Genomic DNA, 15,705 nt, shown 5'->3' with positions numbered 1-15,705 from the left:
TTTAATAATTAATTAAACATCCAACTGCTTGTGTTTCTGTGTACGTAATTTCAGCGCCCGCTACTATTTCATTTAAAATATCCATTAAATAATTTTCTGACGGATTGGTCCATTGTCCTAGAGATTGATAGCTATTATCAATCATTCCTCTATATACTAAACTGCCGTTATGCTCAATAAATACTTCAGGTGTGACGCTTGGTAAATAATATTGTGTGTGTAATCCTGGTTCCTGGCTTATTTCATCATAATCATGAATGATAGGGAATGGAATGTCATATTGCAACATAAAATTAGATAAGCTTTTGTCGGTCGAAAAAGAATTAGGCGAAAAACCTCTAAATGTCATGTTTTGATTTAAAGTGTCACAAAAATACTTGTATGATTCCCGCAAGGGACCACACATATACTGAGCAATAGGACAATTCTCATATATAAAAACAGTAATAATAGTATTATCTAAAGTTGGTGTATTACAATCCTGCATACATTCATCTAGAGACATATATATTCCCTCTTCACTTTCAATACAGTTAATTGAATCGCAAATATATTTTTTCTCCAATTCTTGACAGGACCCTAAAAAAATAAGTGCTAAAAAAATTAAATTTATTTTAATCATTAATTACAAAGTTAATTATTATTTGATTTTAAAACATATGATTTTGAGCTAACGAGGAGATTTGAACTCCCGACCTCTTCCTTACCAAGGAAGTGCTCTACCCCTGAGCTACGTCAGCAAATAATTAATAAAAAATTATTGTATTACAAATTTAATAAATTGAAGTATATTGTGAAATGATGCAAATTTGTACTTTTTATGATTATTAAGCGACGTGTGGACTTGGGCTCCCTAAAAGAGTTGATAAAAAAAGTGTTGATAAAACGAGAGAGCGGATTAAATATCAAACAAATTGGTTGGGAGCTAGATCTAAAGGGAAGTAAATTTGTTAAATCAATTAAATTAGCACTTGATCAGTTGGTTTCAGACGGTCTAGTTTATTCAGATAAAAAATACAAGTATAGATATAAGTGGCCTAAAGATTTGGTAATTGGAACTATAGAAATTAATCGTGCTGGAAATGGATATGTTGCAACCGACATTTATGATCAGGATATTTTTATTCACGAAAAAAACCGACTCAATTCTCTAAATAAAGACACTGTTTCTGTACAGTTAATTCAAAGAAAAAAAAATAAACTAGAAGGCAAAGTAACTGGTGTGTTATTAAGAGCAAAAACTAAATTTATTGGTGTAATTGAAGACAATGGAAAAAATGCTTTTTTCATAGCTGATAACAAAAATATAGGATCAGACTTTTTCATTCCTAGAGAAAAATTAAACAATGCAAAAAATAATTCAAGAGTCATTATCGAATTTATGGACTGGCCCGAGACAACTGGTTGTCCATTTGGAGAGGTTGTTAAAATAATTGATGATAAATTTGATTTAAATAGCGAAATTGAGGCTAATATTGAGCTATTTAATATTCGAAATATTTTTTCTAAAAAAATAGAAACAGAATTGGCTAATTTGCCGACTAAAATTGAAAAAAAGGATTTAAAAAATCGAAAAGACTTTAGAAAACATACAACCTTTACAATTGATCCACATGATGCAAAAGATTTTGATGATGCAATTTCTGTAAAATTTTTAAGCGATAAAATCACTTCTATAGGTATTCATATTGCTGACGTTTCACATTACGTGAAATCATCCTCCGAAATTGATAAAGAAGCGTTCTTAAGAGCATTTTCTGTTTATTTCCCTGGTAAAGTAATACCAATGCTTCCCGAAAAACTTTCTAATATACTATGCTCGCTTAGGCCTAAAGAAGATAAATTGACATTTTCTGTAGAAATAGAAATTAATAATTTCTCTAAAATTGAATCTATTTGGATTGGAAAGGGCATTATTAACTCTAATAAAAGATACAGTTATAAGGAGGCAGAACATTGCATTTTATCTGAACAAGGTGATTATTCAAAAGAACTTGTTTTCATAAATAAAGTTGCAATGAAATTACGCCAAACACGAATAAAGGAAGGTTCAATAAACTTTGAAAGAACTGACGTTTCATTTAAACTAAATGAACAGGGTGAGCCAATAGGCATAGAAAAAAAAGAACCTCTTAACGCACATAAATTGGTAGAAGAATTTATGCTTTTAGCTAATAAAATAGTTGCTAATAAACTTAGTGGTTTACAACAATCTATTTATCGTACACATGATTTGCCTGACATGGAGAAGCTAAATGAGATGGCAAGTTACTTGCAAAACATTGATTCGACAATAAAAACAAATAACTTTTCACATAAAGACTCCGCTCCGTTTATTAATATGCTTTTAAAAAATAAATCAATCGGTCTTGAAAATATAATACTTAGATGTATGGCTAAAGCTAAATATAGCACTAAAAATATTGGACATTATGGGCTTGGATTTAGTAAATACACACACTTTACATCACCAATTAGAAGGTATTCAGATTTATTAATCCATCGTATACTGCAAAAGCATTTAAATAACAATAATAGCCATATAGTAGATTTAGAAAAAAAATGTTTGCACTTTTCAACTATTGAAAGAACATATATAAATTTAGAAAGGAAAACTATTAAGTTTATACAATTACATTTACTTATGAATTCAATTGGTAAAAGCTTCTCAGGAGTCATCTCTGGAGTACAAAAATGGGGCCTTTATGTAGAAATTTGCGATGGTAGAGGCGAAGGCCTAGTCTCTTTGAACAACTTAAAAGACGACAATTACTATTTTGATAAAAATCTCCAGGCATATGTAGGTAAAAGATATAGGAAAAAATATATCTTAGGGCAAGAAGTAAAGGTTGAAATTCAAGCAATTGATTTAAATCAACGCAATATGGATCTTTCATTCGTTTCTTAATTATGCATATAAAAAACTATATATGTTTATTTTTGTTTTGCAGTTGCGCAAATATTGTGCCCCCTTCTGGTGGCGAAAAAGACAACTCTCCCCCAATATTAAATAAATCTAATCCCCCAAATCAATCTGTTAACTTTAGGGCCAATAAAATAGAACTTTTTTTTAACGAATATATTAAAATAGTTGATGTCGAAAATATTCGTATTTCACCTAAATGTTCTAACCCACCCCGATTTTCCAAAAAGGGCAAAACAATTGAAGTTTCAATTGATGATTTACTTGCACCAAATACAACTTATACTATAAATTTTGGTAAATCGATTGTTGACATTAACGAAGGTAATCATGCCAATACACTTAAGTATGTGTTTTCAACTGGAAATTCATTAGATTCTCTTCAAATCATGGGCTCTGTTAAAGATCTTTATATCGATAAAAATAAGCACAATATGCTCGTTTATTTAGCATTGGAAAATGATACACTTAAGTCGCCTTATTACTATACATTTACAGATGATTACGGAAAATTTAAATTTGAAAACATAAAGAAAAATAATTATACAATACATGCTATTAACGATGAAAATAATAATTTAAAATATGATTCCGGAGAATTAGTGTCAATACCTGAAAAAATTGGTGATTTTGAGACTTCAATTAACATTGGAGTTTTCCACGAAAGGGGACCAGCCATTAAAGAAGCAGTAAATAAATATAAAAATGTTATTTACTTTACACATGAGCCTTGGATTGATACTATAAGTGTATTAAATGTTAATGGTGTTTGGAATAGAAAAGAAGAAACTTCAAGCTTTTGGTTTGAAGAAAATGTGAGCCATGTACATTATCAATATGATAATCTATCTGACTCTGTATTGGCTGTCAATAATGACAGTGTCCCAAAACTACAATTGACGCTACAATCTGATGCTGAAAGAATTGCAAGAAAAGATACTATTATAATTGAATCCAATATTCCAATAAAAGAAATTAATGGAAGTCTTTTTGAATGGAGCAACAATAAAGAGAGCGTCTTACCTAAGCTTATCAATAATTTTGAAATTGAAATACCGTGTTATTCACAATGTTTTGATTTAAGCAAACTGACTGTAAATCAAAGTGCAATTGCAAGTTTTGATAGTCAAGAAAATGACTCTATAAGTTTCATGATTAATTTAGATGAGAATAAATATGGGATATTAAACATAGTCTCTAAAGATTTTAATAAGCCTCTAGTAATAGAGTTGTTTGATGGTCACAATATAATAAGAAAAGAAAAACTAAGACATAAAAAGTCCATAAAATGGATTAAGCCCGGCAATTATAGTTTGCGCGTATATTTTGATGAAAATAATAATTATTTTTGGGATCCTGGAAATTTAGAAAAATCAATAAAGAGTGAACCCATTAGGGTCTATCCTGAAATTCTGAAAGTTAAAGCTAACTGGGAATTAGAAATCTTAATTGATTCTCTTGGAATAAATATATAGTTTTTTATATGTGTTTTAATTGTCGTAGTTTTTTTTTTTATATTATTTTGTACTTAAATTTAGCGTAAATAAGAAGATATAAAAATGTATACATCTATTATCAAAAAGGTATTAATGGCATTGTCTGGAATTTTCCTAATGGTGTTTTTACTGCAACATCTATTAATTAATTTAACTTCTCTTCTGCCTGATGACGGGAAAACATTTAATATCATTTCGCATTTTATGGGCTATAACCCATTGGTACAATTCGTTTTACAACCAATTCTAATCTTTGGTGTTTTCTTTCATTTTACAATGGGGATTATTCTTGAGTATCAAAATAAAAAAGCGCGAAATTTAAAATATGTCTATCATAAAACACGTAGTTCATGGATTTCAAAAAACATGATTATAACTGGGCTTGTAATTTTGGCCTTCTTGGCTCTTCATTTTTATGATTTTTGGATTCCTGAAATGGAGTACAAATACATAAATAATATGCTCCCTGAAAACGAGAGATATTTTCATGAATTGCAAGAAAAGTTTCATTCAAGTTTAACAAAAACCATTATTTACTGCGTATCTTTTATATTATTAGGCCTACATCTAAGACATGGACTTGCCTCATCATTCCAATCAGTTGGAATAACATCAACTCGTCAACGTAAATTAACAATAATTGCTAATATTTATTCATTATTTATTTCAATTGGCTTTACAATTATTGCGTTATTTCATTATTCCACAGGCTGATATTTTTTGTAATTTATTGATTTTCAGCCTTTAACAATTATTATTTAGAACTGGACAAAATAAGACAGGGCTGTACATTTTAAAAGTTTTTGTTTTTGATTAGAGATTTATGTGCTATATTTGATGCAAAATAGACAATAATGGACAATCAAAGACAGATGATGAGCATTAAAGAGTTAGCTGATATGCTAAATGTTTCTCAAAAGACCATAAGGAGACACATCAACTCTGGAAAAATTAAATCTGTAAAATTAGGAGGAGTGCATAGAATTTCCAGAGAAGGCGTTTCAGCCCTGTTAGGGGGAGAAGACCTAATGGAAGATGAGGCTTTTCCGTTTCCAAGCAAAGTTCCGAAAGGAGAGCTCAACAAAAAATGGAGTTCACACAAGGTAAAAATTAACCTTGTTAGTCCTGCCAACAAGAGAAATATCGATGTAATCGTAGTTGGTACAGGCTTAGCTGGAGCTTCCGCATCAGCTACTCTTGCAGAGCTAGGCTATAATGTAAAAGCATTTTGTTTTCAAGACTCCCCCAGAAGAGCGCACTCAATTGCGGCACAAGGGGGTATAAATGCCTCTAAAAACTATCAAGGTGATGGAGATTCTGACTACAGGCTTTTCTATGACACAATCAAGGGTGGCGACTATAGGTCTAGAGAGGCTAATGTTTATAGGCTCGCTGAAGTTTCTTCAAATATAATTGACCAGTGTGTAGCTCAAGGGGTTCCATTTGCAAGAGATTACGGCGGCTTATTAGACAATAGATCTTTTGGTGGAGTTTTAGTCTCTAGAACTTTTTACGCAAAAGGGCAAACTGGTCAACAACTTTTACTAGGCGCCTATTCTGCCCTTAATCGACAAATAAACAGAGGAAAAGTGGAAATGTTTTCACGACATGAAATGATGGACATAGTTCTTGTTAATGGCAAAGCTAAAGGGATAATAACAAGAAATTTAGTTGATGGAAAAATAGAAAGACATGGTGCCCATGCTGTTGTAATTGCAAGTGGTGGATACGGAAATGTTTTTTATTTATCCACAAATGCAATGGGAAGTAATGTAACTGCGGGTTGGAAAATTTATAAAAAAGGTGCTTTTTTTGCAAATCCGTGCTTTACTCAAATTCACCCAACATGCATACCGGTTTCTGGAGATCATCAATCAAAACTAACTCTTATGTCCGAATCTCTTAGAAATGACGGTAGAATATGGGTCCCCAAAAACAAACAAGATGCAGAAAAAATAAGAAAAAAGGAACTCAAACCGACAGAACTTGCCGAAGAAGACAGAGACTATTATCTTGAAAGAAGATATCCAGCATTTGGTAATCTGGTGCCAAGAGATGTTGCGTCTAGAGCTGCAAAAGAACGCTGTGATGCTGGATTTGGGGTTAATAAAACAGGTCAAGCAGTATATTTAGACTTTGCAGCAGCAATTATAAGATATGGAGAGGAAAAAGCTATTTCGACCGGTCAAGATAGAAACAATATCGAGTTAGTTAAGTCATTAGGCAAAGAAATTATAAAAGCAAAATATGGCAATCTATTTGAGATGTATGAAAAAATTGTCGATGAAAACCCATATGAAACTCCGATGCAAATTTTTCCTGCTGTTCACTATACAATGGGAGGAGTATGGGTAGACTACAATCTGATGACGTCAATTCCAGGGTGTTTCGCAATTGGCGAAGCAAATTTTTCTGACCATGGTGCAAACAGACTAGGAGCTTCTGCCTTAATGCAGGGTCTCGCTGATGGATATTTTATTCTACCCTACACAATTGGCGACTATTTGTCAAATGATATAAAAAGTGGCCCAATAAATATCAATAGTAATGAGTTTGATGAGGCAGAAAAAAATGTGAAAAACTTTATTATCAAAATTATGCGCAACAAGTCTGGAAAATCTGTTGATTATTATCATCGAAAACTAGGAAAAATAATGTGGAATAAGTGCGGAATGTCACGAAATGAAAATGATTTAAAATCTGCAATTACAGAAATTAGCAATTTAAGAGACGAGTTTTACGCAAACGTATATGTTCCTGGGGATTCTAACTCCTATAATGAAGAGCTGGCAAAAGCAGGGCGAGTTGCTGACTTTTTAGAGCTAGGTGAACTTTTTGCAAGAGATGCGCTTGAAAGAAACGAATCTTGTGGTGGGCATTTTAGAGAAGAGTATCAAACAGAAGAGGGTGAGGCATTAAGAAATGATGATGAATTTACATTTGTGTCATGCTGGGAACATAAAGGGGATGATAAAAAACCTAAATTAAATAAAGAAAAATTAAAATTTGAATCTGTAGAATTAAAATCTAGAAGTTATAAATAATATGGAATTAGTATTAAAAATATGGAGGCAAAAAAACCGAAATAAAAAAGGGGAAATTAAAAATTATAAAATTAAAAATATTGACCCTGACATGTCTTTCTTAGAGATGCTCGATGTTTTAAATCAAGATTTGATAAGCAATGGCGAAGAGCCTGTAGCGTTTGATCATGACTGCAGGGAAGGAATTTGTGGCATGTGCTCTCTTGTTATTAATGGTGCCCCACATGGACCCGAAAACGGAACAACAACCTGTCAACTACATATGAGAAAATTTAAATCTGGCGACACAATATATATTGAGCCTTTTAGAGGCTCTGCCTTCCCAATTGTAAAAGATCTAGTGGTAGATAGATCAGCTTTTGATAGAATTCAGCAGTCAGGGGGGTTTGTATCTGTCAATACTTCCGGAAATACTGTAGATGCTAATGCAACACCAATCCCTAAAGAAGACGCGGATGAAGCTTTTAAAGCAGCGGCATGTATAGGTTGTGGAGCTTGCGTTGCTGCATGCAAAAATTCATCTGCCATGCTGTTTGTGGGGGCCAAGGTTTCACAATACTCTCGTCTGCCTCAAGGTAAAGTTGAAGCAAGAAATCGTGTGGTAAATATGGTGAATCAAATGGATAAAGAGGGTTTTGGAAGCTGCACAAATACTGGCGCATGTGAAGCACATTGTCCTAAAGGAATTTCCCTAGACAATATATTAAATTTAAATAGGGAGTACTTAAAGTCAAAAGTCACAAGATGAGATATAAAAAAATAAATAATACGTTATTTGAAAAAAATAGAGCCGATTTTACTAAAAAAATGGACGATAAGTCTTTAGCAATTTTTAACTCTAACGACTTAATGCCCAAAAATGCGGATCAAGAAATGTCCTTTAAGCAAAATAGTGACCTTTTTTATCTTTGCGGAATAGATCAGGAAGAAACTATCTTAATGCTGGTAAAAACCAATAATATAATAACGGAACATTTATTTATAAGGGAAACTAACGAGCATATAAAAGTTTGGGAAGGTGAAAAGCTATCAAAAAAAGGAGCATCCGAAATATCTAGAATTAATGAGGTTAGGTGGAATAACGATTTTAAAAGTCAGTTTTATAATTATATGAAAATGGCTAATACTATATATCTAAATAGCAACGAACACCCAAGGGCAAATATTGTTGTTGAAAGTAGAGATGCAAGGTTTAAAAAATGGTTTCAAAACAAATTCCCAAATACAATAATCAAAAAAGCATCCGAGATACTATACCCTATTAGAGCAATCAAAAAAGACTTGGAAATTGATTTAATTAAAAAGGCATGTAGTATTACCAGTCTGGGTGTAAATCGTGTTTTAAAGTTTCTGAAGCCTGGCGTATATGAGTATGAAATTGAAGCGGAAATATTGCATGAGTTTATACGACAAAGGGCATCTGGCTTTGCTTATGACCCAATAATTGCTTCTGGACCAAATGCCTGCATTCTACACTACAACTTAAATAATAAAATCTGTAAGGATGGTGATATGATTCTAATGGATTTTGGTGCAGAATACGCAAACTACTCATCCGACTTAACAAGGTGTTTCCCAGTTAATGGACGATTTAGTACCAGGCAACGCAAAATATATAATAGTGTTTTGAATGTCTTAAAAGGCGCGAAAAAATTGCTAAAACCCGGAAAACTACTAGTTGACTATGAAAGAGGGGTTGGAAAATTAATGGAAAAAGAACTTGTAGACCTGGGCTTGTTGTCGATTAATGACATCCAAAATTATAACTCTTCCCCTGCTTATAAAAAATATTATATGCATGGAACGTCACACCATCTTGGTCTAGATGTTCACGATGTTTCAGGCAGTAATCAACCGCTTTCTGAGGGAATGGTTTTAACCTGTGAACCTGGAATTTATATTCCTGAGGAAGGAATCGGTATAAGACTCGAAAACGACATTTTAATTGGAAAAAATAAAAACATCGACCTAATGAGAAATATTCCAATCGAAGCAGAAGAAATTGAAGACCTATTAAATATATAGTTTTTTATATATATTAGTCCTTTGTAAACGAGTCCCAGCCTTTATTTTTTAAATTGACAGATTTGTTGTCACTAGTAATTAGCTCTACTTTATTTTTTTGGTCACTAATATGGCCTATAGGAGTATATAAACCCGTATCTTTTATTTTTTGGTAATCTTTTAAACTTATTGTAAGTAGCAACTCGTAGTCTTCTCCTCCGTGTAAAGCACAAACTACTGGGTCAAGATTTAATTCTTTAGCTGTTTTTTTTGTTATTAACGAAACCGGTATTTTATCAGCAAAAACTTTCATGCTCTTTTGGGATGAGTTTGATAGATGAATTAATTCCGAACTAAGGCCGTCGGAAACATCTATCATTGAAGTAGGAATAACGTCTAATTGATTAAGATTTCTAATTATGTCTATCCTTGGCTCGGGCTTTAACTGCCTTTCTAATATCTGACTATATGGGCTTAGGTCAGGTTGTGCTAATTGGTTTTTTTGAAAAATTGAATTTTCTCTTTCTAGTATTTGTAGACCTAGATATGCTCCACCCAGATCACCTGTCACAACCAACAAATCATTTAACTTAGCTCCAGACCTATATGTTAGTTTCGAATTCTGAGTGCTTCCAAAAACTGTTATACTAATTGTTAAAGTACTCACACTTGCAGTTGTATCTCCTCCTATTAGGTCAATAGAAAAATTATCACATGCTAATTTTATGCCACTGTAAATTTCCTCAATCATCTCGACGCTGTATTTATTGGGAACTGCAATTGAGACTAAGGCATGGGACGGAAAACCATTCATTGCACATATATCAGAAATATTAACTACAATGGACTTATAACCAACATGTTTCAGTGGCGAATACGAAATGTTGAAATGAACCCCCTCAACAAGCATGTCAGTTGAAACCAAGTGGCCTAAGTCCTTTGTGATTGAAAGAACCGCAGCATCATCACCTATGCCTAATCGTGTTTCTTTGTGTCTATTCGTGATATTCTTGGATAACCGCTCAATTAAACCAAACTCACCGATTTTAGAAATAGTTGTGAATTTTCTATTTGCCATAAATAAAATATTAATTGTAATAATAACAATAAATATAGCTTTATTTCTATTTTGTTTAAAGGTAATTTAACTACCTTTGTAAAAAATCACAAAATATGATAACTGTATCTAATAATGCGCGAGAAAAGCTACTTTCACTAATGAGGGAAAGTGGTGAAAATGTTAACTATGTTAGGGTTGGTGTTAAATCTGGTGGTTGTTCTGGTCTTTCCTACGACCTGGACTTAGATTCAAAAATGCTAGATACAGATAAACTATTTGAACATAATGAAATCAAACTTTTAGTAGATAAAAAAAGCTACCTGTATTTAGTTGGGACAATACTTAACTACAGTGGGGGACTAAATGGTAAAGGATTTGTATTTGAAAACCCAAATGCATCTAGAACCTGTGGGTGTGGCGAAAGCTTTGCTGTATAATATTACAATGGAGAAAAAAGACGAAAATAAAATAATTAAGGAGGTTACTACATCTGAATACAAATATGGATTTATTTCTAATTTTAAATCCGATACTATTGAAAGTGGATTAAATGAGCAGGTTATAAAACTTATCTCGAAAAAGAAAAATGAACCGGAATGGATGCTTGAAAAGAGACTAAGTGCATTTGAGGTTTTAAAAAACATGCGCCAACCTAAATGGGCTAACATTGAATATGACAAAATTGACTTACAGAATATTAAATACTATTCCGCTCCAACAAAAAAAACTAAACTTGAAAGTTTAGACCAGGTAGATCCAGAAATTTTAAAAACACTAAATAAACTTGGTATTTCAATTGAGGAACAAAAAAAACTTACTGGAGTTGCTGTAGACGTTGTAATTGACAGCGTATCAGTTTCTACTTCATTTAAAGAAAAACTCTCCGAACAAGGCATTATTTTTTGCTCAATGTCTGAGGCTATACAAAAACATCCCGAATTGATCAAAAAATATCTTGGCTCCGTTGTTCCTGCTCAAGATAATTACTTTTCAGCCCTAAATGCAGCTGTTTTTAGCGACGGCTCTTTTTGTTTTATTCCTAGTGGTGTTCGCTGCCCAATGGAACTTTCTACATACTTTAGGATAAATGAAGCTCAAACCGGGCAATTTGAGAGGACACTGATTGTTGCCGAGGAAAACAGCTATGTAAGCTATTTAGAGGGTTGCACGGCACCCCAAAGAGATGAAAACCAGCTACATGCAGCTGTGGTGGAACTGGTTGCGTTAAAATCGTCTGAAATTAAGTACTCAACTGTACAAAATTGGTATCCGGGGGACAAGAATGGTAATGGCGGAATATATAACTTTGTGACCAAAAGAGGAGTTGCTCATGAGCGTGCTAAGATTTCTTGGACACAGGTAGAAACCGGATCCGCAATAACATGGAAGTATCCCTCATGTATATTAAAGGGCGATTTTTCAGTGGGTGAGTTTTTTTCAATTGCTGTGACAAAAAACTTTCAACAAGCTGATACAGGAACTAAAATGGTGCACATGGGCAGGGGAACAAAAAGTACAATAATTAGTAAAGGTATCTCTGCTGGCAAAAGCAATAGCAGCTACCGAGGATTGGTAAAGATCAATAAAGATGCAAAAAAATCGCGGAATTTCACGCAATGTGACTCATTGCTAATTGGAGACCAGTGTGGAGCACACACTTTCCCTTTTATTGATGTTAAAAACAGCAGCTCTATTGTAGAGCATGAAGCCACCACATCCAAAATAGGCGATGACCAAATGTTTTACTGTAACCAAAGGGGTATTGGAGAAAAAGAAGCTGTTGCTCTTATAGTAAATGGCTATTGTAAAGATGTTCTCCAAAAACTACCAATGGAATTTGCTGTAGAGGCTAAAAAATTATTAGAAATAACCCTAGAAGATAGTGTAGGATAAATAATTATATCATGTTAAAAATTACAAACGTACATAGCGAGATAAATGAAAAGTCAGTACTTAAGGGTCTAAACCTNGAAGTTAATGCTGGTGAAATTCACGCAATAATGGGTCCAAACGGTTCTGGAAAAAGTACTCTTGCCTCAATAATTTCTGGAAATGAAAATCACGAAGTAACGGAGGGTGAAATTAGTTATTTCAACCAATCTATCTTAGACTATTCGCCTGAAGAACGGTCAAGAATGGGAATATTCTTGTCCTTTCAATATCCTGTAGAAATACCTGGGGTTTCGGTAAGTAATTTTGTAAAAACATCTGTCAATGAAATTAGAAAAGCCCTTGACCACCCGCCAATGAAATCTGCAGAGCTTTTAAAAAAAATGAAGGACAACCTAAAGTTGTTAAATATGGATCCTGCATTCCTGTCTAGATCTATTAATGATGGATTTTCTGGAGGAGAAAAAAAACGCAATGAAATTTTTCAAATGGCCATGTTAAGTCCAAAACTCTCGATCTTAGATGAAACAGACTCTGGTCTTGACATAGATGCATTACAAGTGGTTGCAAATGGAGTAAATAAGTTGANATCTGATAATAACGCATTTATAATTATTACNCACTACCAAAGATTACTTAATTANATTAAGCCTGATTATGTTCANGTTCTACATGGTGGAAAAATTGTAAAATCGGGTGATGCCAAATTAGCATTAGAATTAGAAAAAACAGGTTATGACAAAATTGTTAATTAAAATCTAATGACAGTAAACTCTACAAATAAATACCTACACGAAACACTAACCTCTTTGTGCCTAGAAACAAAAGAGCACACCAACAACATCCTACAAGAAAGTCGTGTTAATGCAAGAAAAAAATGCATCGAAATTTTAAAAAAAACCAAAAAAAGTAGCTACTGGAATAACCTTTCTTTTAACAAATACACTGGGTCTGAAAATTCTGAAAAAGACCCAACAAATGACACTAAGAAGTTGTTTGAAAAGTTGGTCGACGTATCAATTAATATTGTAAATGGTTTTGTTAAAACAACAACTATGGTCTTACCAAACAACGTTGATNTTTTGGATTTAAGTCAGATAAATGAACNGGATTTTTTAAANTATCTAAATAAAACAACAAATGATAAAGATCCATTAATTAATTTAAATAATGGAACCTGCACAAAGGGCTTTGTTTTAAATGTGGAAGATAATTCAAAACCTCAAATCATTCATATACACCATGAAATAAAAAATACTGGTCTTGAGCAGTCAAGGCAAATAATTAATATTGCTCCAAACTCACATGTTACCTTTATTGAAACCTTTCAAGGAAATACTGAAAGTTTTGAAAACACACTGTCTCAGTGGGTGGTCAACGAAAACGCACACCTGGTTAAATATAGCTTTGGCTCTAGAGCTGGTCAGCATAAAAAATCACAATCAGTCCATACAGAAATTATAGAACAGCATACAAAAAGCAAATGTGATTTATATTCATTTTTCTTTTCCCGCGGCGCTCTAGGCTTTCAAGGTAACATCAGAAATAACATAATGCTTGAGCTTCTAGGTGAAAATATATCATCTAAAATGTGGTCTGTTTCGATGTTAAAAGACGAAGTCAAAGTTGACAATAATATTTCATTAAAGCACTTAAAGCCTAATTGTTCAAGTTCACAGATTTTTAAAGGCCTTTATTCTGATGAGTCTAGTGGCCAATATGACAGCTGTGTTTATGTTGCTCAACACGCCCAAAAGTCCAATACTGTCCAAAAAAATAATAACATCTTGTTAGGTGATAAGTCCAGGGTAAATTCCAATCCTCAATTAGAAATTTTTGCAGACGATGTAGCTTGTGCACATGGCTCAACGATTGGTCAAATAGATGACCTGGCAATGTTCTACATGCGTTCACGTGGCATAAGTAAAAATACTGCTCAAAAACTATTGCTTTCTGCATTTGTAAGTGATGTTGTTGACTCTGTAGCAGACGAAAAACTAAAAAAAATTATTACTGACGAAATTGATAAACAATTTGAGTAAAACACCCAAAATATTTTAAAAGTATTTCTATATGAGAATTGATGAAATTAGAAGTCATTTTCCTTATTTTAATTCACCTCAAAATAAGGACTCTATTTATTTTGATAATGCAGCAACTACTCAAAAGCCTCAAGTTGTTATAGATGAAATAGTTAATTATTACCAGAACTATAATAGTAATATTCATAGGAGTATGAATAAGTTAGCTAATAAGGCAACAGGGGAATATGAGCAGGTAAGAGATAGAGTCCAGAGTTTCATGAGTGCAAAAAAAAATTCTGAAATTATCTTTACCAGTGGTGCTACCGAAAGTATAAACATGGTAGCCCAGTCTTATGTAAAGCCCATAATAAAAGAAAATGACATTATCCTTGTGTCCCCAATGGAACACCACTCAAATCTAGTTCCCTGGCAAATTCTTGCTAAAGAAACTGGGGCAAGGTTGCAGTTTATGCCTATAAATGAGAAACTATTAATAAACCCGAAAAAGCTGCAAAAATTGTTAAATAAACATGTGAAATTTGTGTCTACACATCATATTTCTAATGTAACTGGGGCTGAGCAAAATATTAAACAAATTATACAGCTAGTAAAACAATTTAATATTCCAATTATGATCGATGGCGCCCAAGCTATTGCACATTCCAAAATCAATGTGCAGAATTTAGATTGTGATTTTTACTGTTTTTCTGGTCACAAAATTTTTGGCCCCACTGGTACGGGAGTTTTATTCGGAAAAGAAGAGGCTCTACACAACTGCCTTCCAAATAAATTTGGTGGGGGCATGGTTTCTACAGTTAATAAATTACAAAGTAAGTGGGCTGAACTTCCTCATAAATTAGAAGCTGGAACGCCTAACATAGCTGGAGTTGTTGGGCTGGGTAGGGCCATTGATTTTGTTAAAAGAGTTGGTTTTGAAAAAATAATAAAACATGAAAAGAAACTGATTAATAAATTTGAAAAACTTATATCTAATATTGATGGTGTTACTATTTTAGGTGAAGCCACTCGAGTTGCTCCTATTTTTACATTTAACATTGATGGTGTTCACCATTATGATTTAGCATCAATTTTAGCAGAATATAATACTCATACGCGTTCGGGACATTTGTGTTCACAATCGTTAATGAATTATTGCGGCATTCCGGGCGCCACCAGGATATCTCTTTCCATTTATAACACGGAAGAAGAAATAGAAAGATTTATATTAATTTTAGGAAAAATAATTGCTTTTTTAAAAAAATAA

General features: G+C 33.0%; 13 protein-coding genes and 1 tRNA gene. 11 read left to right on the top strand and 3 right to left on the bottom strand.

Features of this window, described 5'->3' with window-relative positions:
- Position 1: 1 nt before the first annotated feature.
- The gene (locus tag CBD51_006100) at positions 2-622 is read right to left on the bottom strand and encodes a hypothetical protein (protein RPG58066.1); all 621 of its coding nucleotides are present in this window, start codon (positions 620-622) and stop codon (positions 2-4) included.
- A gap of 43 nt (positions 623-665) precedes the next feature.
- Positions 666-740 (bottom strand) — tRNA-Thr (locus tag CBD51_006095).
- Between the two features lie 80 nt (positions 741-820).
- On the opposite strand from CBD51_006095, the gene rnr reads away from it, so the two are divergent.
- The 6 genes from rnr (at position 821) to CBD51_006065 (ending at position 9,488) form a co-directional block, all read left to right on the top strand.
- The gene (gene rnr / locus CBD51_006090; GenBank protein RPG58065.1) at positions 821-2,908 is read left to right on the top strand and encodes a ribonuclease R; all 2,088 of its coding nucleotides are present in this window, start codon (positions 821-823) and stop codon (positions 2,906-2,908) included.
- Positions 2,909-2,910: 2 nt separating this feature from the next.
- Complete coding sequence (locus tag CBD51_006085) at positions 2,911-4,398, top strand: hypothetical protein (protein ID RPG58064.1); 1,488 nt, start codon at positions 2,911-2,913, stop codon at positions 4,396-4,398.
- Between the two features lie 84 nt (positions 4,399-4,482).
- Positions 4,483-5,133 (top strand): succinate dehydrogenase cytochrome b subunit, encoded by a 651-nt coding sequence (locus tag CBD51_006080; protein RPG58063.1) that lies wholly within the window; start codon positions 4,483-4,485, stop codon positions 5,131-5,133.
- Positions 5,134-5,273: 140 nt separating this feature from the next.
- Positions 5,274-7,463, top strand: a complete 2,190-nt coding sequence (gene sdhA / locus CBD51_006075; GenBank protein ID RPG58062.1) for a succinate dehydrogenase (quinone) flavoprotein subunit — start codon at positions 5,274-5,276, stop codon at positions 7,461-7,463.
- Position 7,464: 1 nt separating this feature from the next.
- On the top strand, positions 7,465-8,211 hold the full coding sequence (locus tag CBD51_006070) for a succinate dehydrogenase/fumarate reductase iron-sulfur subunit (protein RPG58061.1): 747 nt from the start codon (positions 7,465-7,467) through the stop codon (positions 8,209-8,211).
- Entirely contained in the window at positions 8,208-9,488 is a 1,281-nt protein-coding gene (locus tag CBD51_006065; protein ID RPG58060.1) for a M24 family metallopeptidase, read from the top strand. The genes CBD51_006070 and CBD51_006065 overlap by 4 nt, the downstream gene beginning before the upstream one ends.
- Positions 9,489-9,501: 13 nt before the next feature.
- On the opposite strand, the gene thiL is transcribed toward CBD51_006065, so the two are convergent.
- Complete coding sequence (gene thiL / locus CBD51_006060; GenBank protein ID RPG58059.1) at positions 9,502-10,545, bottom strand: thiamine-phosphate kinase; 1,044 nt, start codon at positions 10,543-10,545, stop codon at positions 9,502-9,504.
- A gap of 95 nt (positions 10,546-10,640) precedes the next feature.
- On the opposite strand from thiL, the gene CBD51_006055 reads away from it, so the two are divergent.
- The 5 genes from CBD51_006055 (at position 10,641) to CBD51_006035 (ending at position 15,705) form a co-directional block, all read left to right on the top strand.
- Entirely contained in the window at positions 10,641-10,964 is a 324-nt protein-coding gene (locus CBD51_006055) for an iron-sulfur cluster assembly accessory protein (GenBank protein RPG58058.1), read from the top strand.
- Between the two features lie 7 nt (positions 10,965-10,971).
- Complete coding sequence (sufB, locus tag CBD51_006050) at positions 10,972-12,420, top strand: Fe-S cluster assembly protein SufB (GenBank protein ID RPG58057.1); 1,449 nt, start codon at positions 10,972-10,974, stop codon at positions 12,418-12,420.
- Between the two features lie 11 nt (positions 12,421-12,431).
- Positions 12,432-13,172, top strand: coding sequence for a Fe-S cluster assembly ATPase SufC (gene sufC, locus CBD51_006045; GenBank protein ID RPG58056.1), 741 nt, complete (start codon positions 12,432-12,434; stop codon positions 13,170-13,172).
- 6 nt (positions 13,173-13,178) lie between these two features.
- A complete protein-coding gene (locus CBD51_006040; protein RPG58055.1) occupies positions 13,179-14,459 on the top strand; it encodes a SufD family Fe-S cluster assembly protein in 1,281 nt (426 codons plus the stop codon).
- 31 nt (positions 14,460-14,490) lie between these two features.
- On the top strand, positions 14,491-15,705 hold the full coding sequence (locus CBD51_006035) for a cysteine desulfurase (protein RPG58054.1): 1,215 nt from the start codon (positions 14,491-14,493) through the stop codon (positions 15,703-15,705).

This window comes from Flavobacteriales bacterium TMED191, assembly GCA_002171975.2.
Classification (GTDB): Bacteria; Bacteroidota; Bacteroidia; order Flavobacteriales; family TMED113.
Note: the sequence above shows the minus strand (reverse complement) of the source record. Positions and strands in the feature narration are given on the sequence as shown.